The sequence below is a fragment of the Vibrio sp. 9-16B-A1 genome (assembly GCF_056726165.1).
In genome coordinates, this window is record NZ_JBSDZD010000001.1 from 654,425 (window position 1) to 678,875 (window position 24,451).

General features: G+C 47.0%; 22 protein-coding genes. 12 read left to right on the plus strand and 10 right to left on the minus strand.

From position 1 onward, the window contains the following. Positions 1-60: 60 nt before the first annotated feature. Positions 61-204, minus strand: a complete 144-nt coding sequence (locus tag ACVB80_RS02975; protein WP_481079766.1) for a hypothetical protein — start codon at positions 202-204, stop codon at positions 61-63. 114 nt (positions 205-318) lie between these two features. Beyond that, the gene (locus ACVB80_RS02980) at positions 319-534 is read right to left on the minus strand and encodes an AlpA family transcriptional regulator (protein WP_481079767.1); all 216 of its coding nucleotides are present in this window, start codon (positions 532-534) and stop codon (positions 319-321) included. A gap of 111 nt (positions 535-645) precedes the next feature. On the opposite strand from ACVB80_RS02980, the gene radC reads away from it, so the two are divergent. The 6 genes from radC (at position 646) to ACVB80_RS03010 (ending at position 4,309) form a co-directional block, all read left to right on the plus strand. Further along, complete coding sequence (gene radC / locus ACVB80_RS02985; RefSeq protein ID WP_481079768.1) at positions 646-1,122, plus strand: RadC family protein; 477 nt, start codon at positions 646-648, stop codon at positions 1,120-1,122. Then, positions 1,119-1,544, plus strand: coding sequence for a DUF2787 family protein (locus tag ACVB80_RS02990; RefSeq protein ID WP_481079769.1), 426 nt, complete (start codon positions 1,119-1,121; stop codon positions 1,542-1,544). The genes radC and ACVB80_RS02990 overlap by 4 nt, the downstream gene beginning before the upstream one ends. A gap of 28 nt (positions 1,545-1,572) precedes the next feature. Next, positions 1,573-2,007 carry a DUF2787 family protein gene (locus ACVB80_RS02995; protein WP_481079770.1) on the plus strand — a complete coding sequence of 145 codons (435 nt, stop codon included), beginning with the start codon at positions 1,573-1,575 and terminating at the stop codon, positions 2,005-2,007. A 94-nt stretch (positions 2,008-2,101) separates the two neighbouring features. Continuing rightward, positions 2,102-2,851 carry a helix-turn-helix transcriptional regulator gene (locus ACVB80_RS03000; protein WP_481079771.1) on the plus strand — a complete coding sequence of 250 codons (750 nt, stop codon included), beginning with the start codon at positions 2,102-2,104 and terminating at the stop codon, positions 2,849-2,851. Between the two features lie 70 nt (positions 2,852-2,921). Next, positions 2,922-3,743: a hypothetical protein gene (locus tag ACVB80_RS03005; protein WP_481079772.1), complete on the plus strand. Its 822-nt coding sequence runs from the start codon at positions 2,922-2,924 to the stop codon at positions 3,741-3,743. Between the two features lie 65 nt (positions 3,744-3,808). Then, a complete protein-coding gene (locus ACVB80_RS03010; protein ID WP_481079773.1) occupies positions 3,809-4,309 on the plus strand; it encodes a lecithin retinol acyltransferase family protein in 501 nt (166 codons plus the stop codon). Positions 4,310-4,361: 52 nt separating this feature from the next. On the opposite strand, the gene ACVB80_RS03015 is transcribed toward ACVB80_RS03010, so the two are convergent. After that, positions 4,362-5,018 carry an inovirus Gp2 family protein gene (locus ACVB80_RS03015; protein WP_481079774.1) on the minus strand — a complete coding sequence of 219 codons (657 nt, stop codon included), beginning with the start codon at positions 5,016-5,018 and terminating at the stop codon, positions 4,362-4,364. A 262-nt stretch (positions 5,019-5,280) separates the two neighbouring features. Further along, positions 5,281-6,348, minus strand: a complete 1,068-nt coding sequence (locus ACVB80_RS03020) for a hypothetical protein (protein ID WP_481079775.1) — start codon at positions 6,346-6,348, stop codon at positions 5,281-5,283. 111 nt (positions 6,349-6,459) lie between these two features. Here ACVB80_RS03020 and ACVB80_RS03025 point away from each other — a divergent pair, with 111 nt between their 5' ends. Together ACVB80_RS03025 and ACVB80_RS03030 are read left to right on the plus strand one after the other, a co-directional pair. Continuing rightward, a complete protein-coding gene (locus ACVB80_RS03025; protein WP_481079776.1) occupies positions 6,460-7,059 on the plus strand; it encodes a hypothetical protein in 600 nt (199 codons plus the stop codon). Between the two features lie 411 nt (positions 7,060-7,470). Beyond that, positions 7,471-8,265 (plus strand): arylamine N-acetyltransferase family protein, encoded by a 795-nt coding sequence (locus tag ACVB80_RS03030; RefSeq protein WP_481079777.1) that lies wholly within the window; start codon positions 7,471-7,473, stop codon positions 8,263-8,265. Positions 8,266-8,400: 135 nt separating this feature from the next. Here the strand turns inward: ACVB80_RS03030 and ACVB80_RS03035 are convergent, their stop codons facing one another. The 4 genes from ACVB80_RS03035 to ACVB80_RS03050 form a co-directional block, all read right to left on the minus strand. Beyond that, entirely contained in the window at positions 8,401-9,444 is a 1,044-nt protein-coding gene (locus tag ACVB80_RS03035; RefSeq protein ID WP_481079778.1) for an amidohydrolase family protein, read from the minus strand. Positions 9,445-9,895: 451 nt separating this feature from the next. After that, the gene (gene ptuB / locus ACVB80_RS03040; RefSeq protein WP_481079779.1) at positions 9,896-10,687 is read right to left on the minus strand and encodes a retron Ec78 anti-phage system effector HNH endonuclease PtuB; all 792 of its coding nucleotides are present in this window, start codon (positions 10,685-10,687) and stop codon (positions 9,896-9,898) included. Beyond that, entirely contained in the window at positions 10,674-12,287 is a 1,614-nt protein-coding gene (ptuA, locus tag ACVB80_RS03045) for a retron Ec78 anti-phage system effector ATPase PtuA (RefSeq protein ID WP_481079780.1), read from the minus strand. The genes ptuB and ptuA overlap by 14 nt, the downstream gene beginning before the upstream one ends. Continuing rightward, entirely contained in the window at positions 12,287-13,234 is a 948-nt protein-coding gene (locus ACVB80_RS03050) for a retron St85 family RNA-directed DNA polymerase (RefSeq protein ID WP_481079781.1), read from the minus strand. Before ACVB80_RS03050 ends, ptuA begins: the two co-directional genes overlap by 1 nt. A 1,329-nt stretch (positions 13,235-14,563) precedes the next feature. Here ACVB80_RS03050 and ACVB80_RS03055 point away from each other — a divergent pair. After that, positions 14,564-15,214, plus strand: coding sequence for a hypothetical protein (locus tag ACVB80_RS03055; RefSeq protein WP_481079782.1), 651 nt, complete (start codon positions 14,564-14,566; stop codon positions 15,212-15,214). Positions 15,215-15,285: 71 nt separating this feature from the next. Here the strand turns inward: ACVB80_RS03055 and ACVB80_RS03060 are convergent, their stop codons facing one another. Together ACVB80_RS03060 and ACVB80_RS03065 are read right to left on the minus strand one after the other, a co-directional pair. After that, positions 15,286-16,191 carry a DUF2167 domain-containing protein gene (locus ACVB80_RS03060; RefSeq protein ID WP_481079783.1) on the minus strand — a complete coding sequence of 302 codons (906 nt, stop codon included), beginning with the start codon at positions 16,189-16,191 and terminating at the stop codon, positions 15,286-15,288. Between the two features lie 628 nt (positions 16,192-16,819). Continuing rightward, on the minus strand, positions 16,820-18,166 hold the full coding sequence (locus ACVB80_RS03065; protein ID WP_481079784.1) for a magnesium transporter: 1,347 nt from the start codon (positions 18,164-18,166) through the stop codon (positions 16,820-16,822). Between the two features lie 461 nt (positions 18,167-18,627). Here ACVB80_RS03065 and ACVB80_RS03070 point away from each other — a divergent pair, with 461 nt between their 5' ends. From ACVB80_RS03070 to ACVB80_RS03080, 3 genes are all read left to right on the plus strand, one after another. After that, entirely contained in the window at positions 18,628-19,860 is a 1,233-nt protein-coding gene (locus tag ACVB80_RS03070; protein WP_481079785.1) for an acyl-homoserine-lactone synthase, read from the plus strand. Further along, complete coding sequence (locus ACVB80_RS03075) at positions 19,853-22,762, plus strand: hybrid sensor histidine kinase/response regulator (RefSeq protein WP_481079786.1); 2,910 nt, start codon at positions 19,853-19,855, stop codon at positions 22,760-22,762. The genes ACVB80_RS03070 and ACVB80_RS03075 overlap by 8 nt, the downstream gene beginning before the upstream one ends. Positions 22,763-22,972: 210 nt before the next feature. After that, on the plus strand, positions 22,973-24,445 hold the full coding sequence (locus ACVB80_RS03080) for a C69 family dipeptidase (RefSeq protein WP_481079787.1): 1,473 nt from the start codon (positions 22,973-22,975) through the stop codon (positions 24,443-24,445). Positions 24,446-24,451 lie beyond the last annotated feature (6 nt).

Consider the following 24,451-nt stretch of genomic DNA (forward strand, 5'->3'; position numbering starts at 1 on the left):
GTTGTTGCTATATCTTTGCATTATTAGCTGAGGAGGCAAATGCCTCCTCCCTCCCCCATTTTACTTACCATTTTTCGCAGCAGCCGCTTGTGCCCTGGCAGCAAAGCTTCCCTTAACGACTTGCCCACCGTTTGCTTTGGCTTGCGCACTTTGAATACGAGAAGCCGCTGATGGCGTCATTGGTGTCGATTTTGCTTTTGACATGTTCATTTCTCCTTATGTGCTTGAACAAAAACAAATTAGCAAGAGCACCGAAACCACGCACCCGGGCAAGTGGAGAGTTTTTTTAATAGCTGTCTGATACACACCAACCGGAACTTAGTCACTGGTTCGAATTAGTAGAATTTTTTCCATCCATTCTTCCACCTCACTTTCAATCCAGGCAACGGCCCTATCACCCAAACTTACTGTTTGTGGAAAGCTTCCTTCACCCATCTTTCTGTAGATCGCAGAACGGCTAAGTGCTGTCTTTTCCATCACTTCTTTTAGCTTTAGAAATCTCATGGGACGTCCTCCTATGTTGTGTGTTCCCATGGGATTGACTGGCACGTAGAAAAATACTGTTTGGTGTAACGACCCCTTACTCAAACCCTTTTTAGATATATGTCATCTGCATGAATCCACTCACTAGCAAACGAGAGTTTTATGCGCAGACAAAAACCAACTCTTTACCGTCGTGTTGAAATCGTGACTGAACGACAAGTGCTTGAACAAGCCGCCGAAATAATCGAACGCAACTACCTAAGAGGAGATATGTTCTCTAACCCTGATGCCACCAAAGACTATGTGAAATACAAACTGGGCCATCGTCAACGGGAGGTGTTTGCAGTCATGCTTCTCGACAACCAACACCAACTGATTGAGTTCAAGGTGTTGTTCCTGGGCACCATTGATGCAGCTTCTGTTTACCCAAGGGAGGTAGTAAAAGCCGCCCTGGAAGTTAATGCTGCTGCGGTCATCTTCGCTCACAACCATCCTTCAGGTGACGCAGAACCTTCTAATGCGGATAAGCGCATCACCAGACGGTTATCTGACGCCTTGGCACTGATTGATGTGCGAGTACTGGACCATATTGTGGTGGGGAAAAACGCTGTGTCTTTTGCTGAGAGGGGGTTGTTATGACTCAGTTTACCGTTACAGGCATCCGCACCGACCTTGTGGCTCCCATGCATACCTTCCTGAGCGCATTGTTGGCTGATACTTCAGTTCCAGTCTCAACCAAGCGCTTTGCGCTAAATATCCGATCAACAGATGAACAAGCTCGCTTTCAGCCTATTGAGATCCAATTAGAGCGCTCTTCTGGAGCACGTTCCTGGCAACTCCGGTTTATCGCAACATTTGATGTTGTTTGCGCTGATACCAAACAAAAAGAGCTATCACTTTACTTCAACTTTGCCGGAAGCTGGTTTTATCACCCTGATACCAAGCAATGCAACTTAAGTCATCCTGAAGTACAAGCTCTACTATCCAGTTGGCTTAAAGCCATCACATCAACACTCATCAAATCACCATCATTCTCTGTCGAATTAACCCTGATCCGTTAACCCTTACTTGCCCAAAAAGAGACGTACTATGAATCAATCACCCAACGCACTCGCTTGCGTAATCGAGCGAACTAAACCATCTCAGAAATTACTTAACCTGATAGAACACCACGCTAATAATCAAACGCGAGACGGTGTGATAACCCTCCATTTCAAAGATACGAGTTACACACCAACAGGTGGTGGCTTCCACCCGGTATCTATCATGACTGATATCAAGGGCAACAGTATTACGGTCGCTCAGATCACCGATTCGGCTTATGCATGTGCCGAACTCGAACCCGATCTCCTTTTTGACTTTGCAAACCAAACAGCGTTTGCACGTTTCAGTGGCTGGCTTGATCTGCACCTTAAGGACACCTCAGAGCTCTACCATCATTGGGAAACCAACTTCCTGGCTTACGTTGATTTGGGGGCTTTTGATGACATTACCATCCAGCCATCCAGCTCCTGCGACACATGATGTCGCAGCAATGCACTACCGAGCATAGGCTGCGACATAAGTTGGCGCAGCCTTGCTTAATACTGTCGCGATACAGAACAAAAAGTCATGAATTATGAGCAAAACCAATCGCTCTCAGAACCACATTGAATTGGTGATGGAGATTTATAAACGGATACCCTACAGGACGAAAATTACCGCTAAAGAAATAAAAGCCCAGATTGAGTGCATCGGCATCTTCAGATCCGAACGCACAATTCAAAGGAACTTAGCTGAAATATGTCATATTTTCCCTGACATCGAACTTGATGACCGGGACAAACCTTTTGGTTACAGAAGACGAACAGCACCGGGACTAGAACTAGCACCACATGAAATCGTCCTGCTTTACTGGTCACTATCATCATTTTGTTACCACTCAGGTCCGCTCTTCTCATCTATTTTGAGTGAGTTACAGATCAAGTTTTACAACTCATTCTGTGAATGTGATTCAATTGAGAGGCCACTCTGGATACACAAAGTTCGCTACATTCCCCCTAAATCAAACAAAGCTGTCGAACCAGTAGGTGGGACAGTGTTTCAAACTACATGCCAGGCTGTATTTCAGCAGCGCTATCTTGATGTCACCCTCGTTACGGGCCGCTCATCTGCATTTGAAGTTATCCCTCTGGGACTGGTCTACTATCTTGGATACCCGGTGCTTATTTTCCGCCATGTTCAGAACATGAGCGACAGTGCACTTCTTATCTCAGAAATCGAACGGGTAACACTGTCGAGCTATCAGTTTGCCTACCCTAAAGGGGTCGACCTACACAGCGAAAACCTCAACACCCTCCTTCATTCATCTCTGAACCAGCTTACTTAAGCAAGCCATCGATAAGCATCAGTCTGGATAAAGAGCATCACATAAGTCATAACTCGATAAGGAACTAACAATGTCTATAAACTCGTTTTCCACCGCCTCATTAGGCGTCTTAGCCACATCACTTTTGCTTTTGGGATGTGATGGCAATGCTTCCGACTCACTACAAGAGCAACCCTTTAGCTACTTAAATGGAGAGCGTCAACTGACCCAATACGAGCCATCACTCACCATCAATCAAGCATTCAACAACCGCAAAATCTGTAATGATGTCGAATGGCAAACATTTGAAGACAATCGTGGCAGGAACATTGTTGAGTACCGCTGTGAGCTTGACGTACTTTCTCAGAAATTCTTTGACCAACTGGGTGTCGAGATGAACGAAAGCCTGGACAAGAAAATTCAGACAATCACAAGCGAACACAGCAAACTTGCGAAACTGGCTAACAACCAGGCTAAGTATCAAAAACAGTATGACTCCGCCACCGGATACTACGACAAGAACCGGGCTAAAAACCTGTTAGAGCGAAGCAAGAGAGCCCGCCAAGAGCTACAGGACAAATATCCCGACGGTTTTGAAACTGCGTTAGCAACACTGGAATCCCGGCGCTCTGAGTTCGTTAAACCAGCGAAGGTTGATGAAATCTATCAATGGAGTATTGATGACAAAGAGCAGAGCCACTTCTTATACAACGGCCTGACAGCTCAGTTTTCTGATGGCACAGAACTGATTTGTCAATTTGATTTATTTAAGTCTCTAAAAACTATCTATAAAAACCAATCCGCGGAAAGCTACTTCCGCCTGAATCAAACGCTTGAGCACTGGAGCCATCGCATCAACCTGGGCAGTGATGATCTGATTTACCTCCAAGACCTTGAATGCCAGCGTCAATAAACCACTGCAACTTCCTTTAACCTGGCCCTGAGATTGTCTCAGGGCCTTTTCATTACAGGTATACAATGAATTTACTAAAAGCACTTGGGGTGTATGGATTAAGCCAATTGGCAAAGAGCCTGACCGATAACCTGTTTCATGCAACACAAGCACCAGTCAGAGGCTGCGTTATGTATTGTGACTTAGCCTTCGGACAAGCTGAGCATTCCGGAATTTATGTGGGTGATAAACACATCATCCATCGCAACAGTAACGGCCTCATTGAGAAGGTTACCGTCAATCAATTTCTATTAGGTACTACAGCTATATCGATTTACGTCAGTTGCGACCGGAACGGACGCGCAGTAGGCCATGAGTCTGTCGCTCAAAATGCAGAAGCGATGCTGGGGCAACAGTCTCCCTATTCCTTGCTAAGTAACAACTGCCACCAATTTTGTAGCCACTGCCTCAGCGAAGAGGCCTCCACCAGCACGTTTATGCTCAACCAGCTCAAACAAGATGCCCGGAAGCATCTTCAGGCCCATCAGTGGCGCGTATGGGATTTAAAACAACGACATAGCGCATAGAAGGGGCTTATCCCCCTTCTTCTTTGCCTGCTTATAAAATCTGAGCGATAACTTACCGATAACTGTTACCAAAACAGCGATTTCCCTCACCGTAGTTTTTGGTTCTTTTTTTTGCCAGATAACTGATCCTGTAAAACAGCTTACTGTACCAGTAAGAAAAATCTTTGCTGTTTGAGTCCAGGTAGTAACCGTGATTTCTCGGGAAGTGGACCAGACGACGACATTCTTCATCTTCACAGCCAAGCGCACTCGCCCAGGCTTTTGTCACTAAAGCGGCTAAACTATCTTGCCCTAAGTAGTCACCCACCCTGCAAAAGCGGTCTTTATTGAGAAACAGAACTAAATGGTAATGGTCGTTATATGATGTATCACGCTCTCTTGCCCAGACATACCTGACGTTACAGGGGTGTACCCTTTTTCCCTCTCTGCGTTTCTTTCTTGCCTGAGCTCCAATCCTGGCGCTTAGGGACTCAATAAAGCGTTTCATCAAGTTTGTTCGTCTAAGGTTATAACCGACAATTTCATCACGACTAAGACAATCGAAGAAACTATCATCGACTGGCAACCTGAGATCAATTCGAATGGCATACACTCTCGGGTACTCTTCTAGCGCGTTGTTCATTGTAGTGAGCAACCTGTCGAGATAGAGCGTGTTATTTTCTTCCAGTGAACCCTGAATGGTTAGTCCATGGTAAGTTGATTCTTTCATGAGTTGGTTCCTGTGTTATTCATCCACAGGTATCCCTACTCATCTTATTTTTTACCTTATCTCTATCACCTACTTAGGGTAGGTATAACGCTTATAGTCGCTCCCCTTGTTCTCAGATAATAATCATACCGACACCTCTGCTTCCCCATTACTTGGTCACAAACCTTTTTAGGACGATGCTGCATGTAATCCCGAGATCCCACAATTCACTCGGAAGTTACTGAGCAAATGCAGTATGACTCTTAACGTTCAAATTGCTGCTTCAAAGTTCCCAGCAAACCTCACCAGACTTAAATATAGCCAGACCATTACTTTGCATTTCAATTTCACCAGAGTACGCTTTTCCAAAGTTTGAAAGCACATAGCAAGAGCTCTCGACTCTAATAAAATACACATCGAGAGGGTGCGTTGGTGCGCTAACCGCTACCTGATGATTAATTATCCTTAGAACAAAATCTGAGAACAGGTCAATTTCTCTAGCCCATCTCGACTTAATGTTATGATTTACTTTTTCCTGATCTGTCGACGCAATGATTTCTCTTCTGCAAACAGAGTACTCTTTGGTCAGCTCATCTCGTATCCGTTGAGAAACCAGTTCATCAAAAAAGTGATACAACCTCCCCGCAAGTTTATGGCGATTGATTTCACTCACATCGAAAAGCTGTTTTCTATAGATTCCTTTACCCAATGCTTGGTTAGGATTGCAGCCTAGCAACTCTTCGGCTTGAAACCCTTGAAGCGCAACCCTAAAACCACCAAACACCTTCGAGTCAATGATGCAGATCGAGCTGCTTTTTTTGTACAGAGTAGGAGCATTACCACCAGTTACAAACTTCAAGATAAATCCATCGGCTAACAACTCATTTTTATAACGACGCAACCTCTGAATCGTCATTCCAGTGATAGAGGAAAGATAAGAAAACGTAACGCTTTCAATGATGCCTAAATCATCGCTCAAAGAAACCAATGCAGCTCTAAGTAGTCGCTTTGCCAACTCTTCTGCACGCTCACTGGTTAGTACTGTTCCGACACCTAGTATTTGAAGTATGGCAGCCAACTTCTCTTCAGTTTGCGCTTGAGTACAGTAAAAAGCTGGTGGATAAACGACTGCATATGATGACTGTTCATCGTTAAAAATCACCTTATCACACGCATATAAGCGAGCTACCGAGCCGCGAACTGTCGACTCTTTTATCCTTAGCTTTTCAGCCAGAGATGCGATAGACAGGAACGAACCTTTTTGCTCTCTAGTACACCAAACCCAATGTAAATATACGACCTTATCCTGCGGCTTCAGCCCTTTCCATGACTGGAGAATTACATTAATCATGAGAGTTACATTTCAAACATAATACCTATTAAATTTATAATACCATAACTTTTGACACTCCATACGTTACATGTAAACCTACATGTAACGCAAACAATGCTAGGTATAGTAATGAACTCAGAAGTACGAAAGTTCGAAGAGTGGATGAAATTTGATAACCGTAGAATGTCGGTATGGGCCATGCAGTATTTTCAAAAGCAAGGGATACTCGAAGAAGGCTTGAACATTGCTGGTAAAGGAGAGGAATCTCCCTCAAAAGAAAGCATTATGGAGCAAGCTACGCGCTACTTTTCAGGCCTAGATGCACCTGGAATCAGACAGCGTAACTTAACAAAAATGAAAAGAGCTTGGGACCAGAGAGAGCGACGGCTGAACTCAGCACAAAAAGAACATTCAGTAACCGTTGATCATGATACTTACGACCTCTTAAAAAAAATAAAAGCAGATGGAGAGCTGGATAACCTTGGGCAATCAGTCAGGGCATTAATTGACAATTCAGCATTCAGGAGAGAAATATCCAAATTAGAAAACTCCAACACGTCACTTCGCAAGAAACTTGAGAAACTAAACAGTGACAAAAGCAAGCTCCGCCAGCAGGTGTCTCACCTTGCGGAAATGCATAAAAGAATGAGCGTCCTTGAACAGCAAAATGCCACCTTGATCAACGCTTTGGGAAAACTTACTGCTCATGTGGGTAAAGAAGATACATAACCCTCTCCGGCTCTGCGTAATCTCGTTATGTGTGGGATGGTTCACACATCACTCAATATCCCTATAAAATCTCAGTCAGAATTTTCGGCACAAACCACTTTAGTAACCACCTTAGTAACCAAAACAAAAATCAAATCAACACTTAACAAATAAAATCAAAAGGTTAAATAGCAAATTCAACTTACGCCAGCCCACCAAACGTTTGGAAAGGGCCAACTCGAAAGAGTTGGCCCTTTTTGTTTGTCTGGCGATCGGGCCTATGCACTGTCCACACACCGAACAGGTTCCTCCCCTTGCCCGGAACGCGGAGTGATCGTTAAACCAAACTTCACCAATTGCTGTAGACTTGGTCAGCCGCAACTCCGATAATCCCCGCGAATCTCATGCAATCAGACAGATGGAGCCGTCACAATGAACCCGGGCATGTTAGAAAAATATCTGGCAAAAACAGGACTGTCAGAGAAACCTGAAATCTCACAACAGGGCCTGAAGCAACTCCATATCGCTCAGCACCGCACCATACCATTTGAAAACTTTGATGTGTTTCTGGGGAAATCCATCAGCCTTACCGGGGATGACCTGTTTCAAAAACTGATCGTGAACAACAGAGGTGGCTACTGCTTTGAGCTGAACGGTTTAATGCTGAACGCGTTAAAAGCGCTGGGTTTTGATGCCAGGCCGCTGCTTGGAAGAGTCCACCTGTCCGGTGAGCCATCCGGCCGGGGGCACCAGGTTTGCCTGGTCACCATCAATGAGCAGCAGTGGCTGGTTGATACCGGATTCGGCTCGCAAACCCCAAGGCACCCGCTCCCGCTCACCCCTGACACCGAGCTGCATACTGACACCCAAACTTACCGCTTCGTACAAGACGCCTTATACGGAAACCTGCTGCAGCTAAAAGATGGGGAGAACTGGGTCAGCCTCTACAGCCTGGATATGGGCCACATATGCGCGGGGGATATTGAATATGGCAATCACTATACCTCCACCAGTCACGGCTCTGTCTTCACGTCATCGTGCTTTGTCACACTGGCGACTGACGACGGCATAGTGACACTGCTGAACAACAGACTAAAAACAGTGAAAAGAGACGAGGTTCAGGAAGTCATACTGGAAGATGAACACTCTTATTTAAAAGCACTGCAGGAACACTTTGGCCTGGAGCCGGATCTGCCTGAGCAGTTTCTTCAGCTCGTTACACCTTAAGATCCACACGCTCAGGACAGGCTCCTCCCCTTGAGACACGGGCTGACTATAGACTCAGGTTCATCCGCCAGGGGGAGGCAGGGAGGGATTTGCGCCTGGTGTGAGCATGGGCAAAGCCTGACCCTGGGGCCACACTCACTCACCACCCAGATACCTGACAGGGTTCTCGTTAGCAATCACCCAAAAGTCCTCCTCACCCAGCATCGCCCGAAGATCGACCGACAGGCGTTTTTCGGAATACTTTTCGCTTTCAACCATATAGAAATCAGATCCAAACAGAACCTTAGGCCGGATAGCCGGGTCCTGCAGCAGGACTTTTAGCATCGGCGTATGATCCCGGAAGTTAAAGATGGTGTAGGAAATATCAGCGTAGAGATTAGGGTATTTTTCGCTGCGCATCATAGTGCGGATCTTACTTAGCCAGGTAGGGTTGTTGTCGTCTCGTGGCTCATTCAGATGACGTTCCCATTCATCGATTCCGCCAAAGTGGCCGAGGCAGATCCGCAGCTCCGGGAATGCTTCCATCACCCCTTTATAGTTATCCGGGTCAGCCATTGAATGCGCTTTCTCTCTGCTCATATCCTTACTGTTGACTGAGCCTGGCGAGCAGTGAGCCATCAGCGGGATATTCTGTTCGACCATAAATGGATAGATCTCCTCCATCAGCACTTTATGATCCGGCCGGTAGCCAAGTGGCGGGTAGATTTTTACACCTTTAAAACCTTTGTTTGTTACCAGTTGGGTGAGGCGGGCCAGAGCGTCTGGCCGTCTTGGATCGATATGGGCAAAAGGAATCAATCGGTCCTGGTATTTGTCCATACTGGCGAGCCTGGCCAACATTTCGTGTTGCTCATCTATCTGCTCACGCACCCGGCCTGCGCCCATATAGGCCAAATCCATCGGCAGGATGACAAACTTAGTGGAACCCGGATAGTAACGGATCAGGTGCTCAAGATTCTCTTGCTGGGAGGTTCGGTAAGCCGCATTAATAAAGGCCGAGTAACGGTGTAGCTGGTCGTTTTTACTCCATGGCACAATGGCTTTAAGCAGGCCGCGCATCGCCCCGCGCAAAAACCGGTTACGGGCGACAGCTACCAGCTTAAACGGGAAGAAATCATCAGGAACATTCTCATGGGTAAAAATGTGGCTGTGGCAGTTGTAGATGGTCTTGTCGCTCATGGCTCTTTCCTCACGGGTGGGATTACCCATAACCATATGCAAGCAGTGACACTTTCGGCGTGAACTGTATCTAATTTATGCGAGCGACTGCATATTGTTTTTTAGGCGCATTGAGCTGAACGCGGTACCAGTTGTGTGTGAGTCAGGGTGCGTGGGAGCTTGTCTTGAGTTATTTGATGTGATTGTTGGTGGGTAGGCTGCTGGAAGGCATCCGGGAGTCATCTGATAAAAGGGCTGGCGCTTATTGTTTCTGAAGTGTTCACGGGCTCTGGACTGGCTCCTCGCCTTGGGGTACGAACTGATTGAGAAGCTCAGGTTCATCCGCCAAGGGGAGGTTGGGAGGGGTTGGTGCTCAGAGCCTACCTAATCCATGGGAAAGTATGAAGTCAAGTATGGGCACGGGGCAAGACCTGCCCCTGCCCCCTCCGGATTTTAAGCTAGAGTAAGTGTTTTACTCTTTCAGAGCTTTTTGAGCAATAAGACTGTCTCTGACCAAAAAGTCTCTAGTTGTTTGAAAGTAAAGAGGACCATTTAACCCCGCCCATTTTCGTAGCATAAATCTGAACTTTTTAATATCATTCGATTTTTTGAAGGATGCTAACAGCTTCTCAAAACTAATGTGAACTTCTCGTCTTGCAAGATTAAGACGGTCACAATTCAAGTTAAGCTTTTCGAGAGTCGACTCCAAAAGTTCTGAGCTTGTCTCAAAGTTATTATGTGAAAACACATTTTTGTTTGCGACATCTACATTAACCTCTAGTTTTCCAGAAGCACGAGAATAGTTAAACATATCACTACTTAAATTATCTTCTAATGGGGATACTACCTTCCCTAACCATTTTTTACCTTCGCCATGATTAGTTTCCAAATGTTCCTTATATGAATCACATGACTTGTTATCTGGCATAACAAACTGTTCTGCGCTATTTCTGTCTGTACCGCCAATGCACACTCCGATTAAATTATTCCAATCTAGGTGCCAATTTGGCGGTGCATCGCCTATAACCCACCCAGATTTAGAATTGAAGTGTTCAACTCTCCGATGGTGCTCAAAAACAGTTCTTTCAGACAAATCAATTTCGCAATATGCACAAATGTATCTCTGCTCTTGGAAAATTTTCCTTTTTATTTTTCTTGCATCTTTAGTATTGTTATTGCGAAAATCATCCCAAGTACCATCAGGGTTGCGTATAGCATAAATAGTAAGCTCATTAGGGGGCAAAGATTTATTAATTTTCCTCATACTCTTTCTCCCACTTACGATTATCTATATACAGATCTAATTGGACCAAGTCCTCATAGGCAGCCCCAAAATGGCGAGAAAGTTGTTTTCTCAGTGCTAAAGCATCCTCAGAGTCATACTCATCGGCATAAACAAGCTCTCTGTAACGCTCCAGATTTATCGTTATTTCGTCTTCTGGTGGACGTACTTCAACCTCAAATAAGTTCTTTAATACCCAGGATGACACCGCTCCTCTAGTGCCTTTAGGAGCACGATACTTTTTCCCATCTTTTAACAACCAGATAGATGAACTATCAACAGTATGACAGACTTGTGGACTATGAGTTGTCACTATAAACTGAATGTTAGGGAAAGTAGACTCCAGCCTTTGAATCACCTTTTGTTGCCAAGATGGATGTAAATGCAGGTCTACTTCGTCTATCAGAACAATTCCGGACCCCTCTAAAGGCAATATTGCTTTAGGGTTAAGCAACGTAAGTCTTCTGGCAATATCTGCAACTAACGCCAATATGGTCTTTTCTCCTTGGGAAAGTTGTAACACACTTAATTTAACTCCATCCTTGTCAAGCGTTAAATCGAGTGGTTTTCTTTGAAGCTTCAAGTTACTAAAGCCTGGGAGAAACTTATATATTGCGCCTTTAACAATATCTAATGACTTTTCATCTATACTATATATTGAGTTCAACTCATCTTTATATGCTGCCAATTCCTTTTCATGCGCATCTAAGAGGTACTCCAGTTCAGGATGCTTACTAATCAAATCCTTTAATAATGGGCTGTTAATTTCCGATTCTTTAGCTTGAATTTTCACCCTTAACTCATCGGCGCTACTTGAAACGTCATTATCACTTTCAATCAACTCCTTAAACCATCTAAAAAACAACTTAAAATCTGCTTTACCAGATAAGCTTTTACTATATGCCTTTGCCTTATCCCATACATGTTCATCTTTTATTTCATCAGATTCTTCTATGTCTTTGGTTGTAACATCATTTGCTCTTTCTACTGTATACGAGCAAAACAATGGTAACGACAATTGCGGATCTGATTCATTTGCTTGCCTCAGTATTTGACATATATCATTTATCTGAGTATAGCTTCCTCTGACTCTTTTTGAACTCAAAGAAGTTTTCTGCATAAGCTCCATATTTACAGCTTGCTTCTCTATTTCAAACTCAGCACCTATACTTGAAAAGCTTTCGCCATTCTTTATTTCAATTTCTTCTATTAGGTCGCCATTAGTTGATCTAGTCGCTAGTCTTGAGTTTAGATGTGTTAAGCTTTTTTTTATGGCTTCTAGTATAGTCGATTTGCCACTACCATTATTCCCAACCAAAACAGTAGTAGAATTTAAATCTGAAAAGCCTAAGTCCACATAGTCAAAACCTTTATAGTTGGTCAGCTTAATAGATTTTATTCTAAACGTATTTTTCTTTAGCTGATTAGCACATACGTTTAAATAGTGTTGTGAACGTTCCTTATCCCTCTCCACACTAAAACCTTCAGCATATGACTGTGCTAATTGAAATGACGCAGAAAAGTCACCATTATCAGATCTGGAAATTAACCGTCTAATTGTTTTGCTAATTTTCTCTTCCATCAGTTTTCACCTCCACATCTGAATAAATCAATAAAAATTTTTGTACCGTACCGTGCCTTCATTTTCTCTAAAAAACTTGGTTCAATGTTTTTAGCAAAACCAATAAGTCCCTTCAGGTGCTCAACATCATCATGATTTTTAAGAGATTGTGTAGAAAATTTATGCAGTAAAGCCCTAATATACCTTTTCTTATCTCGCCCTAGAGACAATCTATTATTGTTAGATAATGTTATTCCAGTGACGTGACGATTGTGTGCCTTAGAAGAGTAAACCGATTTGGAACTATTTAATTTAATCTTCCCTAAAAACAAATCATTTAGATGCCCTTCTACAACTCTAGGAATACTAAACAACACGTTCCTATCTGATGTTGAAAATGTCAAATCATCAGCATATCTAGAGTAATTAACATTCAAACTAGCAGTATAATCTGATACAACCCTGTCAAACTTGTACATGATTAAATTCGATAAAAACGGTGAAGAAGGTGCACCCACGCTAAGTACGAGGTTAGGAGCTTTCTTTTTAGTCCTATTCCAGAACAGTAACTCCATTAGTGACTCCACTTCTTCACTAACTAGTTCTATTCCCTGATAGTTAAAAGCGTTTATAAGCATAGATGGGGTTAGGCTATTAAAGAAATTTTCCAAATCAAGTTTCAGCAAGTAATTGGACTTTACATGTACAATTGCATTATCTTTAATATTTACACCTTCAACATAAGCCTTAGCTGAGCTATGAATTTTTACATGAGGTTTAACATATTTAACTATGGTTCTCTGAATGTCCTTTAACTCAGGCGTAGGCTGGGCTATAACTCTGAAACCAAATGTTCGTTTAGGTATTTTATACACTTTATAGTGGCAAGAAGGCTTCTCAGCCAGATACTGGTCAAGACCACTAGGAAAAACTTCTGGTGAGATACGGCTGAGTACTGGAAGCTGCATTGATACAATTACTTACTTAGAAAATAAGTGTGATACAGGTCTCCCTGTATCACGTTAGCTCTTTACTTAAAGGTGCGGAGCGGCATTTCCGATCTGCAATCGTTGCGAAGAATGAGTGACTATTGCAGTTCGGAAATGTTGTTCCGCAACTGCAAAACCACTCAATAAATTAGAGTCTGGCGCAACGCCGGACTAGATTAAATTTTAAACTTAATCCAAATTACGCTAAAGAGCTTTCTCAAGTTAGCTCATTTTTGCTTTCAAATCAATCTTAAAAAAGAGTGGTTTAACTCAATGCTGAGGGTCAGAACATTCTTTGCACTGAACTAAACCTCATATCTTCCAATTAGTTAACTTCGCACCTATGCTCCCCCAACCTCCCCCAACCTCCCCCAACCTCCCCCAACCTCCCCTTAGCGGGGACCTAGGGTCAGGTCTTTCATCTTGCCTAACTCTAAATCCAACGCTTTTCAACAAGTTAAAATCCTCCACCAGACCACAATCACTAAATCACGAAAAGTCGCTACCGCGAACCAACCTCCACCCTCGCTGACAGCAGATCCTGAATCGCGCTTAACCCGTATACCACTTTGCCAGCTAAGTGGAGCGCGTTCAGGATGGACGTGGTGGGGCATGGTGGTTTATTGGGTGCGCAGATCGCTTTGCGGGATCCCGGTTCGCGCCTGCCTTTGTGGGGGTGAACAGTTCAGTGGATCGCGACCGGGATGACCACTTTTTTACTTAATAACAATCGGGGACTTAGGATCAGGTCTTTCATCTTGCCTAACTCTAGATCCAATGCTTTTCAACAAGTTAAAACCCTCCACCAGCCCACAATCACCAAATTACAAAAAGTCGCTACCGCGAGCCAACCTCCTCCCTGGCGGACAGCAGATCCTGAATCGCGCTTAACCCGCATACCTCGTTGCCAGTTAAGTGGAGCGCGTTCAGGATGGACGTGGTGGGGTATGGTGGTTTGTTGGGCACAAGTCGCTTTGCGGGATCCCGGTTTGCGTCAGCATTTTGAACTCAGCTCTGAACGATTTCGATAAGTAAAACAATGGTGTTGTCCCAAAGCAGCAGCCCAACCTTGAGCTGTCCACGCGCTCCGGACTGACTCCTTCCCTTTGGCGACATCCGGCTTTACAGGGAGCCATCCTGCAACAAAGCATCAATTTGCAGCCCTGTAGCCCTACAAACTGTCAACCAGTTAACAGAACAGCTTACCGCCACTAATTAACTCAACAAATCGTGATCCACATCCATTTGCAAGTATTTGATTTTAAATAGATTCACCCCGAAAAATTGATGTATGTAAGGAAGTACAAAATGAAAAAACCAACTCTCATCGCGGCGGCGCTTGTTTTATTAAATGGTTGTGGTGCCGGCAGCAGTGGGATCGATTCTGCACAGGGGGACTGTGCGGCCAATACCAAAGTCGTGCATGTTGTGGACGAAACAGTCTCGCGCAACAGCTATCACTTCTTCCATAACAGTTGCAACAACCTGATGTACACCGGAACCGATAATGGTAGTGAGATCTGGGGTTACCAGGGGACTCTGCCAAACACTGGCATCTGGTGGCACAACATTGAAAGTTACAGCCTGAAGCGAAACTCAGGTACCTATGAGATCAACGCCAGGTTCCCGCGCGCAGCTAACAGCGACGAGCAGAATCAAAACGCGGTGGTTTGCCAGCTCGACGCCAGTGCGAATGGCAGCTACAACAGCTCCAGGATCATCGTCGACAGCTATGATATTACTGAAAATTGCTATGCAGTGGGTGTTGAGAATCCCATTATTTCAACAGCTCGTGATTATACCGACCTGACCAGTGCGCAAGTGGCACTGTTTGAGTCAACCATTCTTAACGGCAACCCGAACTCAGCGAAACTCGCCCAGGCGCTGGACAGCAGCAATGCCAAAGTGTGTAAAGTCGGCAGTGATGATGAGATAGGCAGCAGCCCGTGTGCACAGTAGCCGGACTTGCTGTGATCTAAAACTTTGGGGCTGCCTCAGGCAGCCCCGGTCCTGACCAGATACTCCGGCGCTTAACCCTGCTCCACCGGCTCCGCTTTCTTCCTCGAAAACAGCTTCTTCAGCAGTGAACCAATACCCACCACAATAATCACACCAAACTTCTTCAGGAACACAAACAGTGCCGCGAACAGGCCGGTTTTGGCAGCGACTTTGCCCGCGACCAGCGCGCCGATGCCGTAGGCGGCTACGGTATCAATATCTGCATCAAAGTCCGTGTACTTAGCGCCGCTGTCAAACTCGGCCATCGCCAGAACTGTGTCCAGTTTGGACTCGATCATCGCTTTCTGATCCATACCGGCGATAAAGTTCAGCACCAGTACGCCCTTGCGGCCCAGTACGCGGATGTTGTAGTTCAGGGTATTGAGTTCATACCCGCCGAAGTTCAGCTCTTTGGCCCAGTACAGTTTATGAGTCTGCGCGTTATAGTATGGGGTTGCGGCCCAGCCGATAAGCTCAATAGACTCGTAGCCCTCTTTTACCCGCAGTTTGCTCTCTTCCTGTACGTCCGATTTCATCTGCGCCAGCAGTTCTGTGTAGTCGATGTCACTGGCGTCTTCGTCAGAAACATAGCCGTCTTCTTCATAGCGAATGGTGACTGCCCATGCGTCCTGATCAAATGGGGTAACCTGAGCTGGCATAATCATACCCAGCGTGTTCTGCCCTGGCTGGTTGCCCCATACATCGACCAGAACCGTTTCTGCGTCTTCCGGAGACAGGTAGTAAAAGCCGTCCGGCACATTCAGGGAAGCAACCGCGTCCGCCAGCGGGATATGACCGTTCTGAGGGTTAAGTGACTGCAGAATGCCTTCAGCCCAGGCCTGGTACTGCTCCTCTTCGGAAGTCTGGGTGGCGTCCTGTGCAAATGAGAGCGATGGCAGGAGTAAAAACAGCGAAAAAATTAAAGCCCGAATATTCATTATTATTCCGTTTAGTATTCAAAGTGTGCAGGTGGGCACAGCGCCTTTCAGGACTGGCAGCCCACCCAAAAGGGGCTGAACCATATCACCTTTATTGCTGTACACTCTGAGGCATAAATCACAGGCCACCATTGCATATATGAATACATAAGTTTCACAACATAGACTCCGGGCATGATTGTAAAACTTAGGATCAGACCTTGTATCGCGCTTACCCCACATACCACCTGGTCAGTTAAGTGAGCGCGTTCAGGATGGACGTGGTGGGGTATGGTGGTTTATTGGGTGCGCAGATCGCTTTACGGGATCCCGGTTCGCGCCTGCCTTTGTGGGGATGGACCGTTCAGTGGAACGCGACCGGGATGACAATATTCATTCAAAACAAGAGGTTAGGGTCAAGCCCTTTATCTTACCTAACTCCAAATGCAATATTTTCAATAATTTAAAAGCCTCCACCAGCCCACAATCACCAAATTACGAAAAGTCGCTACCGCGAACCAAACTCCACCCTCGCGGACAACAGATCCTGAATCGCGCTTAACCTACCTACCACTTGGTCAGTTAAGTGGAGCGCGTTCAGGATGGACGTGGTGGGGTGTGGCGGTTTGTTGAGTGCCGGGAGGGGAAATCAGAGCATCACCAGGCTCGCCGTGCCCAGAAATGCGAAGAAACCCACCACATCGGTCACCGTAGTCAGGATCACCGAGCCTGCCAGGGCCGGGTCGAGTTTGAGTTTATCCAGCGCTATCGGGATTAACACCCCAAACAGTGCGGCGGTGGCGATGTTCACCACTATTGCCAGTGCAATGGTGGCACCAAGCAGGGTTGACTGAAACCACAGCCCGGCTATCGCGCCGATGATGACAGCCCATACTATGCCGTTGATTGAGCCGATACTGAATTCATTACGCAGCAGGGCAAGGCGGTTACCGGGCGCTACCTGATTAAGGGCCATGGCGCGTACCATCAGCGTCAGGGTCTGGCTGCCGGCGATCCCGCCCATTGAGGCGACAATCGGCATCAGTACGGCCAGCGCGACCACCTTGGTGATCACATCTTCAAACAGGCCGATGGTGATGGAAGCCAGAATGGCAGTAAACAGATTGATGCCAAGCCACAGGCCGCGTTTTTTAGAGCTTTTCAGTACCGGGGCAAACAGGTCATCCCCCTCATCCATACCGGTACCGGCCATCAGGCGGGCTTCGTAGATTTCCCGCTGGGTGGTCAGGGCGAACTTCCAGTCGATTTCACCCACCAGGGTCTGGTCATCCTCCACTACCGGCAACGCAGGCAGTGCGCACTGCTCCATGCCGTCGATCGCTTCCTGCAGGCTGAGGCGGCTGCCCAGAGTGGTGACGTTCTCCGTCACCAGATTTTTAAGCCGTTCACTCTCCTCTGAGCGCAGGATCTCATAGTAGTTCACCGCGCCTTTAAACTGCTTGTGGCGGTTAATGAGGTAGACCTGCTGAGGCGTGTTGTAGCTGTAGCGTTCCATCAGGAGCCTGGCCCGGCCGACCGAGATATTAAACGGCAGGGTGATCACCTTTCTCTCTGCCCAGCGGCCCAGCTCATCTTCCTCGTACTCGTTCGCCTGGTCGTACAGCTCCAGCTCACTCTGCTCGATAAGCCGGATTGCATCCGAGATGATCTCATCAGGCAGGGAGTCTTCCCACTCGATCAGCGACAGGTTATCCAGCTTGGCGAGGGTCAGTTTGAGCTCGACGTCAGACAGGGCATCAATGATCGAAAAACGCACCTCAGCGCGCATCTCGGTCAATACATCAATGTGCAGCTCCAGCGGCAAACCACGCCACAGGCGTATCCGTTCATCGATGGGGAATGCTTCCAGAATCCGCGCTATGGTGCCGGCCTCAACACCCTGCTCGATAAACTCATTCAACACCGTGTTTTGCTCAGACTCCTGCGCCTGAGATACCAGCTCAATCTGGTGGGATAATTCCTGAAATTCGCTCACTTACTCTCTCTGCCCAACGCCGCTAATCATTCAGTTAACCAGGTATATTCTAAGCAGAGATAGTAACAGCAAATGTGAGTTTGGCGAGTCTCCGCAATAACTAAATCAATGTTCAGAAACAAAAAACACAGTTTCCCGGCTCAGTGCTGGTGCCCCAGCCGCACCTGCAGCCAGGGGATCTGCATCGATAAGCAGCGTAACTTCAGGAGTGAGCATACCGGCAGCCCGTTTTTTCGGGCCATTGCTCATCCCCTTATCGCCTTCAGTAAAACCCGGACAACCAGTACATACACTCCTGACGCAGAACCGGGCAGACCTTCACTCTTCTGGTTATTAATTATACGCTCACTTACCCCTAAACCATTGTTCATAAAACATTAAATCGCCACCCATATCCCGGCGTTATCATTTCTGCGTGCATACACTTTTCCTGATTCATAAACAACAATCAGGAAAATAAAATGAAAAAACAGAAACCGTTATGTACAACCCTTCGCAAGCTGGCAAATACCCTTCCATCTGAACAATCACAACGATGTCTGTTACACACCATAGACAGCTATATTGATTTAACCGGTGACAGCGCACTGTTTGAAGAAATCACCTCCCAACGAATCATCCAGTTATCCAAATCAGACAAAAAACCCGCAGCCAGTAATTTGTTTTATACCTTTACCAGCCCGGAAATGGCCTTAATAACCGAACAGAATGAAATACCCGGCACTCCAGAGTTTTATCCGTTGCTGGAAAAAGCTGCCAATCAGCAGTTTGGTAATATCCTCGCCTGCTGGACGATGCATCGTATATTCAGAATAAAGAAAAACACGCCGGAAAGTTTCGATATATCCGGGAACAACAAAACCGCGTCACACATAAGCGGCGAGCAGAGCTTTCATGCCGAATTAATCCGCGATATTAAACATGATGAAAGATCTTTTCTGACCCATTTTTCAGACAAACCGCTTCGCCTGTCTGATGCCAATGTGCTCATTAATCTTGAAACCTTTGTGAAAGAGCAGCAATGGTACGAAATGCTGTATGATATTGAACTATCTGCAACGGGTGAGCACATTGTTATGTATGAGACAAATGAGCAGGGCCAGATGACACTGCTCTCCTCTGCCCGTATTCAGCGCTGGACAGAAAGAGACAAGTGGCTTGCTTTCGATCCCTTTTTTCAGTCAGATAAATGGACACTTAATGTAACTGATGAGAAAATTTGTTCTCTTGAAAAGTCTGGCGTATTTACTGATGGATTAGTAAATAAATTAGACACAAAATCGGCAGAAAGTCTGGATCGTAGCCTTTCTGCCAATGTGGCATCGGAGGATTCGATGTGTGAGCTGATAAGACTGGCAGTAAGCGGGCCGGCAGAAAGAATGAACCAGATTTTCTTCCTCACAACCAAGCACCTGACGCTGTTACTGAGAGCCGCAAAACTGGAGCTCGTCTATATTATTACTGAGCAGCCTTCGATATTATTTTTTATGGATGCCGCAAACCAGGTCAGCTTTAATGGCAAGCCTTATGTTCCTCTGTCTTATTATCAGGTCAGTGAAAATAGCCCGGTAACCCATAAAGGCTTTTTCCTCAGCAGGATCATTGCTGGCATGCTGGAAAACTGTGACTTCAGGGAGTATTACAGAATAATTATCAAAGCAAGAAAACTGCGCAGGGTCGCCACTCATGTTTGAGTTCCTGAGCAAGGCATTTTCCCATATCCCCGGCCTGCTGCTGATCCTCATCGGCGCGGGGGTACTGTGGTGGGTGTTCTACCTGTGGTATGCCGTTATGTCCGATAAGATGGGGGCCGATAAGTCTATTTATCTGCCCTACTGCTGCTATGCCTTTTCCATAGCAGGCTGGATATATTCCAATGCCTATTTTCAGTCTGATCTGCTGATCACCTACGATAAGCAAACGGCGATCACCATGGCGATCGCCGCCAACCTGTTCTGTGCATCGGCGATGTTTTTTGCCTACCTGTTTTCCTGCAAGATGATCTCCACCAGGCCGAGAAAAAGGGTCAGAAAACATCAGCTCGTTATCTCCGGCACACTGATCAGTCACGCTTTCGTGGTCAATATGATCCCCGGTGAAACCGTGGCGGATATTGATATCTATGCCGCAGGCAACTTTACCCTTCATTTTGGTGACTCGAATAATTTATTCTTTATCTCAGCACCTATTCTGATAATGCTGACCTGTATTAACTTCTTTAAAGCGCGAAACAGTGCGCAAAAGCTGAGGCAGGTTAAGTTCAACTACATGATGGCAGGCGTCACCACCTTTATGGTGTCGACACTGTTTGCGCTGGTGGTTGTGCCGCTTCTCTACCAGGATTTTTCGCTGGTCTGGCTGCCACCCGCGCTGTCTGTTATCGAAGCCCTGTTAATCGGCTATGCCCTGATGCACAGCCGGTTTTACTCGCTCAGGTACAGCCTGCTGCTGGCCGGCAGTTTTGTTCTCAATGCCATCATCTACCTGACGCCGATGCTCATTATTGCCTCTTATGGCAACAGCCCGGGCGTGCTTATCGTGCTGGCGATATGGATGCTCCTCTCCGGTGTTCTGTATCAGAAAACCCTCTCGGCAATACGCAACGTTATCAAGCAGATGCTTTATGACGAGGATGAATACCCGATAGATAACATCTGTAATCTGATTGGCGAGTTCCGCTACTCCAGCGATCAGGCGATCGTCAAACTCAACCAGGTACTGAACGTCAAAAAGGGCTACATTCAGCGGGCCGATGAACAGTCCAGCAATGTGTTTCTGAAGTACTTCCGCGGGGACAGACGGGTTCTGGTCAAAGAGGAGCTGGACTATGCCCTGAGCCACCACAACAAGGAAGACAGTACCGAGATAAAGACGCTGACTGAGGCGATGGATAATACCGGCACTTCGCTGGTATTACCCATTACCGATCATTCCGGTCACGTATCCCATCTTTACATGGTGTCCAAAGACAACAATGAAGCCCTGTTCTCCAGTGAGGAGATCCTGGGGCTTCAGGCTCTGTTTGACGAAGCGAACAAGTGGATCGTCACCGAGGACAAAGTCAGAAAAGCTCAGGTACTGGCCGGGTCCATTGCACATGAGATCCGCAACCCGTTCAGCAAGCTGAACTACCACTTTGAGCGCATCGATGCCGATATGTTTGGCTCCCAGCCGGTTACCCTGGAGCACTTCGCCTCAGACAACATGAAAAAGCTCTATCAGGAGCTGACCGAAAGCAAGAAAGCCGTGATGCTGGGCACCCGTTTCATTGATGCCATTCTGGCAGAGATCAACGGCAACGGTATCAACTCAGAGCAGTTTTCTTACCATCCGGGTAAAGAGCTGACGGTCCGCGCCCTGAATGATTTCTGCTTCGCGCGTGAAGAGCACCGGGAGCGGGTCACCCTGAAAGCCGAACACGACTTCATGTTCTTCGGCTGTGAAACCCTGTTCAGTTTTGTGATCTATAACCTGCTCAAAAACGCGGCCTGCTATTTTGACTCCCACCCACACAGCCGGATAGAGGTCCGGCTCTTCCGGGACGGTGAACAGAACAAACTGACGATCACCGATACCGGTCCGGGTATATCAGAAGCCAACCAGATCCGGATCTTTGATGACTTCTTTACCCACAACAAACAGCACGGAACTGGCCTTGGGCTCTCGTACTGCAAACGGGTAATGGAATCGTTCGGCGGCTCGATTGAGTGTCTCTCACGTGAGGGCGAGTTCACCGAGTTCACACTGACGTTTCCGCAGGTTGATGAACAGAAATACAGCCACCAGCTTCACGCATCACTGGCGGGCTTTCTGGACAGAAAACATGTCCTGATAGCGGGGCCAGAGCAGGCCTGCGAGACACTGTCAGGCTATCTGCTGCCGGACTTTGATCTCAGGTTGTCGGTACTGAACCACTCTTTCGATACAGATCAGGACAGCGCTGATTTTGTGCTTATCACAGGCTGCACATTCCCGCAGGCGATCGATATTGCCAAAATGCTGCGTACCACTCCGGCTGTGCGCCTTCTGCCCATCCTGTATTGCCAGTCCGGCAAATCAGGGATACCGGAGCAATACGCCGGCAGTGAACTGTTTCAGGGCTGCATAACCGGGCATGATAAACACAGCTTCTGGCGCTCGTTCTCCCGCCTGGCAAAAACCGGTGCACTGAACAAACTGGGCAGCGTGGCCGGAAAACGGGTGCTGGTCGTCGATGATATGCAGGTCAACCGTTATCTGGTTCAGGGCTACCTGAGCCGGGAAGGCGTCGAAGTTACTCAGGCTGCTTCAGGGCCAGAGGCAATAGAGCTGGTAAAAAGCACCTCTTTCGACCTGATCTTTATGGATATCCACATGCCGCACATGGATGGCCTGCAAACCACACGTGAGATCCGCAGGCTGACGCCTTCAGTCCCGGTGATCTCACTCACCGGCGAGTACAGCCCGGATGTTCTCCAGGAAGCGGAAAAACTGATGGATGATCACCTGGCCAAACCCGTGACCAAAAACCAGTTAATCGCCATGCTGCTCAAGTGGAGCACTGCGCAGAGTGGGGACTATCCGGCAACCGAAATCGGCGAACCAGCGGCGGGATAACCCCTCCACAAAACCCAAAAACCGCATATTTTTCAGATAATTATTCACACCCACCCAATCCCAAATATGTGATCGGTAAATAAACAATTCTTTAATTCACTGGTTACACTCAGGCTTACCATTCTCACCGAATGACAATAAAAACAAATAACAGCAAATACAACTGACGTGAACTTCGGTTCTTTCTCATTTCAAATGTGGAGAATTCAGATGAAAACATGGTCTGTATCTTTTTTGGCTGCTGCAGTGGCGGTTGCGCTGAGTGGTAACGCCATCGCCTGTACCGGATTGATTGTTGGCAAAGGAGCCTCCAGCGATGGCAGTATTATGATTGCCCGCAACGAAGACTTCGGCGTTAACAACTGGAACAAACACCTCGCCTATCGCCCGGCGCAGGACAACGAAGCCGGCGACTGGAAACTGGGCAACGGCCTGGTGGTGCCTATGCCCAAACACTTCTTTGCTTACTCAGCAATACCGGACTGGGATGCCAGTACCGTCGACAGCGCGGGCAAGTTCTATGAAGAGCGCGGCATTAACCAGCACAATGTCGCCATCTCCGCGACCACCAGCGCCGAAGTCAACGACAAGGCAGCCAAAGCCGATCCCCTGGTGGATAACGGCGTGATTGAGGCCATCATCCCAACCCTTATTCTCCCTCAGGCAGAGAACGCCAGACAGGGCGTGGAACTTCTGGGTCACTACATTGAGACGTACGGCGCCGGTGAAGGTAACAGCCTGTATATCGCCGATACCAAAGAAGCCTGGCTGTTTGAAATTGGCTCCGGCCACCACTGGATTGCGGTCAAAGTGCCGGACAACAGCTACTCGATGATCGCCAACGGGCTGCGCATTCATGGCGTGAACCTGAAAAGTGAAGACGTACTGCACTCCAAAGGACTGGCGAAGTTTGTTAAGCAGCACAAACTGCTGGATAAGCCGGACACCACCTCGTTCAACTTTGCCAAAGCCTTTGGTGTGATCGCTGATGAGTACAACATCGACCGTGAATGGCTGGGCCAGAAGATGCTTACCCCATCGAAGCAGCAAAAAACCAGACTGGCACAATATCCGCTGTTTATGCAGCCGGATGAAAAGATCACCGTGGAAGACGTGGCCGAAGTGCTCAGCGCCACGTATGAAGGTACCGCGCTGGAAGGCAAGTCCAAACGCCCTATCCGGGTTGACCGTCAGCTGGAGTCGCACATTATTCAGATGCGTCCTGACATGCCACACGAGCTGCAGGGCCTGATCTGGCAGAGCTTTGGCGTGTTACCTGAATCTGTGCTGGTGCCGCTCTACTCTACCCTGCACGAATACCCGAAAGCATTCAGCACCGGGGATGACAGCTACAGCGACGATTCCGCCTACTGGCAGTTCCGCAGCCTGACCGCGCTGGCCGCCGCCAATCCGGACAAGTACCTGCCGGTTCTTAAAGAGACCTGGGATAAGGAAGAAACCAAGCTGTACAAGCAGGTCAGCCACCTGGATCAGACGCTGAGCGATATGTACAAAACCGACAAACAGGCCGCGCTGAACATGGCTTCTGACTACTCCAGCGGCCAGCTTAAGCGCACCCTGAGTATGGCGACCCAGCTCAGATACAAAATGATGACAGACCTGACCAAGAGCACTGAGAAGAAGTACTCAGAGGAAGAGTTTAAGAAGATCCTGAGTCTGTAACGTACA

Coding starts and splice junctions, on each gene's coding strand:
- ACVB80_RS03080 (WP_481079787.1), top strand. CDS start 22,973: ATGAAAACATGGTCTGTATCTTTTTTGGCTGCTGCAGTGGCGGTTGCG.
- ACVB80_RS02975 (WP_481079766.1), bottom strand. CDS start 204: ATGTCAAAAGCAAAATCGACACCAATGACGCCATCAGCGGCTTCTCGT.
- ACVB80_RS03015 (WP_481079774.1), bottom strand. CDS start 5,018: ATGAAAGAATCAACTTACCATGGACTAACCATTCAGGGTTCACTGGAA.
- ACVB80_RS03030 (WP_481079777.1), top strand. CDS start 7,471: ATGAACCCGGGCATGTTAGAAAAATATCTGGCAAAAACAGGACTGTCA.
- ACVB80_RS03000 (WP_481079771.1), top strand. CDS start 2,102: ATGAGCAAAACCAATCGCTCTCAGAACCACATTGAATTGGTGATGGAG.
- ACVB80_RS02990 (WP_481079769.1), top strand. CDS start 1,119: ATGACTCAGTTTACCGTTACAGGCATCCGCACCGACCTTGTGGCTCCC.
- ACVB80_RS03020 (WP_481079775.1), bottom strand. CDS start 6,348: ATGATTAATGTAATTCTCCAGTCATGGAAAGGGCTGAAGCCGCAGGAT.
- ACVB80_RS03070 (WP_481079785.1), top strand. CDS start 18,628: ATGAAAAAACAGAAACCGTTATGTACAACCCTTCGCAAGCTGGCAAAT.
- ptuA (WP_481079780.1), bottom strand. CDS start 12,287: ATGGAAGAGAAAATTAGCAAAACAATTAGACGGTTAATTTCCAGATCT.
- ACVB80_RS02995 (WP_481079770.1), top strand. CDS start 1,573: ATGAATCAATCACCCAACGCACTCGCTTGCGTAATCGAGCGAACTAAA.
- ACVB80_RS03010 (WP_481079773.1), top strand. CDS start 3,809: ATGAATTTACTAAAAGCACTTGGGGTGTATGGATTAAGCCAATTGGCA.
- ACVB80_RS03055 (WP_481079782.1), top strand. CDS start 14,564: ATGAAAAAACCAACTCTCATCGCGGCGGCGCTTGTTTTATTAAATGGT.
- ACVB80_RS03075 (WP_481079786.1), top strand. CDS start 19,853: ATGTTTGAGTTCCTGAGCAAGGCATTTTCCCATATCCCCGGCCTGCTG.
- ACVB80_RS03005 (WP_481079772.1), top strand. CDS start 2,922: ATGTCTATAAACTCGTTTTCCACCGCCTCATTAGGCGTCTTAGCCACA.
- ACVB80_RS02980 (WP_481079767.1), bottom strand. CDS start 534: ATGGGAACACACAACATAGGAGGACGTCCCATGAGATTTCTAAAGCTA.
- ACVB80_RS03060 (WP_481079783.1), bottom strand. CDS start 16,191: ATGAATATTCGGGCTTTAATTTTTTCGCTGTTTTTACTCCTGCCATCG.
- ptuB (WP_481079779.1), bottom strand. CDS start 10,687: ATGAGGAAAATTAATAAATCTTTGCCCCCTAATGAGCTTACTATTTAT.
- ACVB80_RS03025 (WP_481079776.1), top strand. CDS start 6,460: ATGAACTCAGAAGTACGAAAGTTCGAAGAGTGGATGAAATTTGATAAC.
- ACVB80_RS03035 (WP_481079778.1), bottom strand. CDS start 9,444: ATGAGCGACAAGACCATCTACAACTGCCACAGCCACATTTTTACCCAT.
- ACVB80_RS03050 (WP_481079781.1), bottom strand. CDS start 13,234: ATGCAGCTTCCAGTACTCAGCCGTATCTCACCAGAAGTTTTTCCTAGT.
- radC (WP_481079768.1), top strand. CDS start 646: ATGCGCAGACAAAAACCAACTCTTTACCGTCGTGTTGAAATCGTGACT.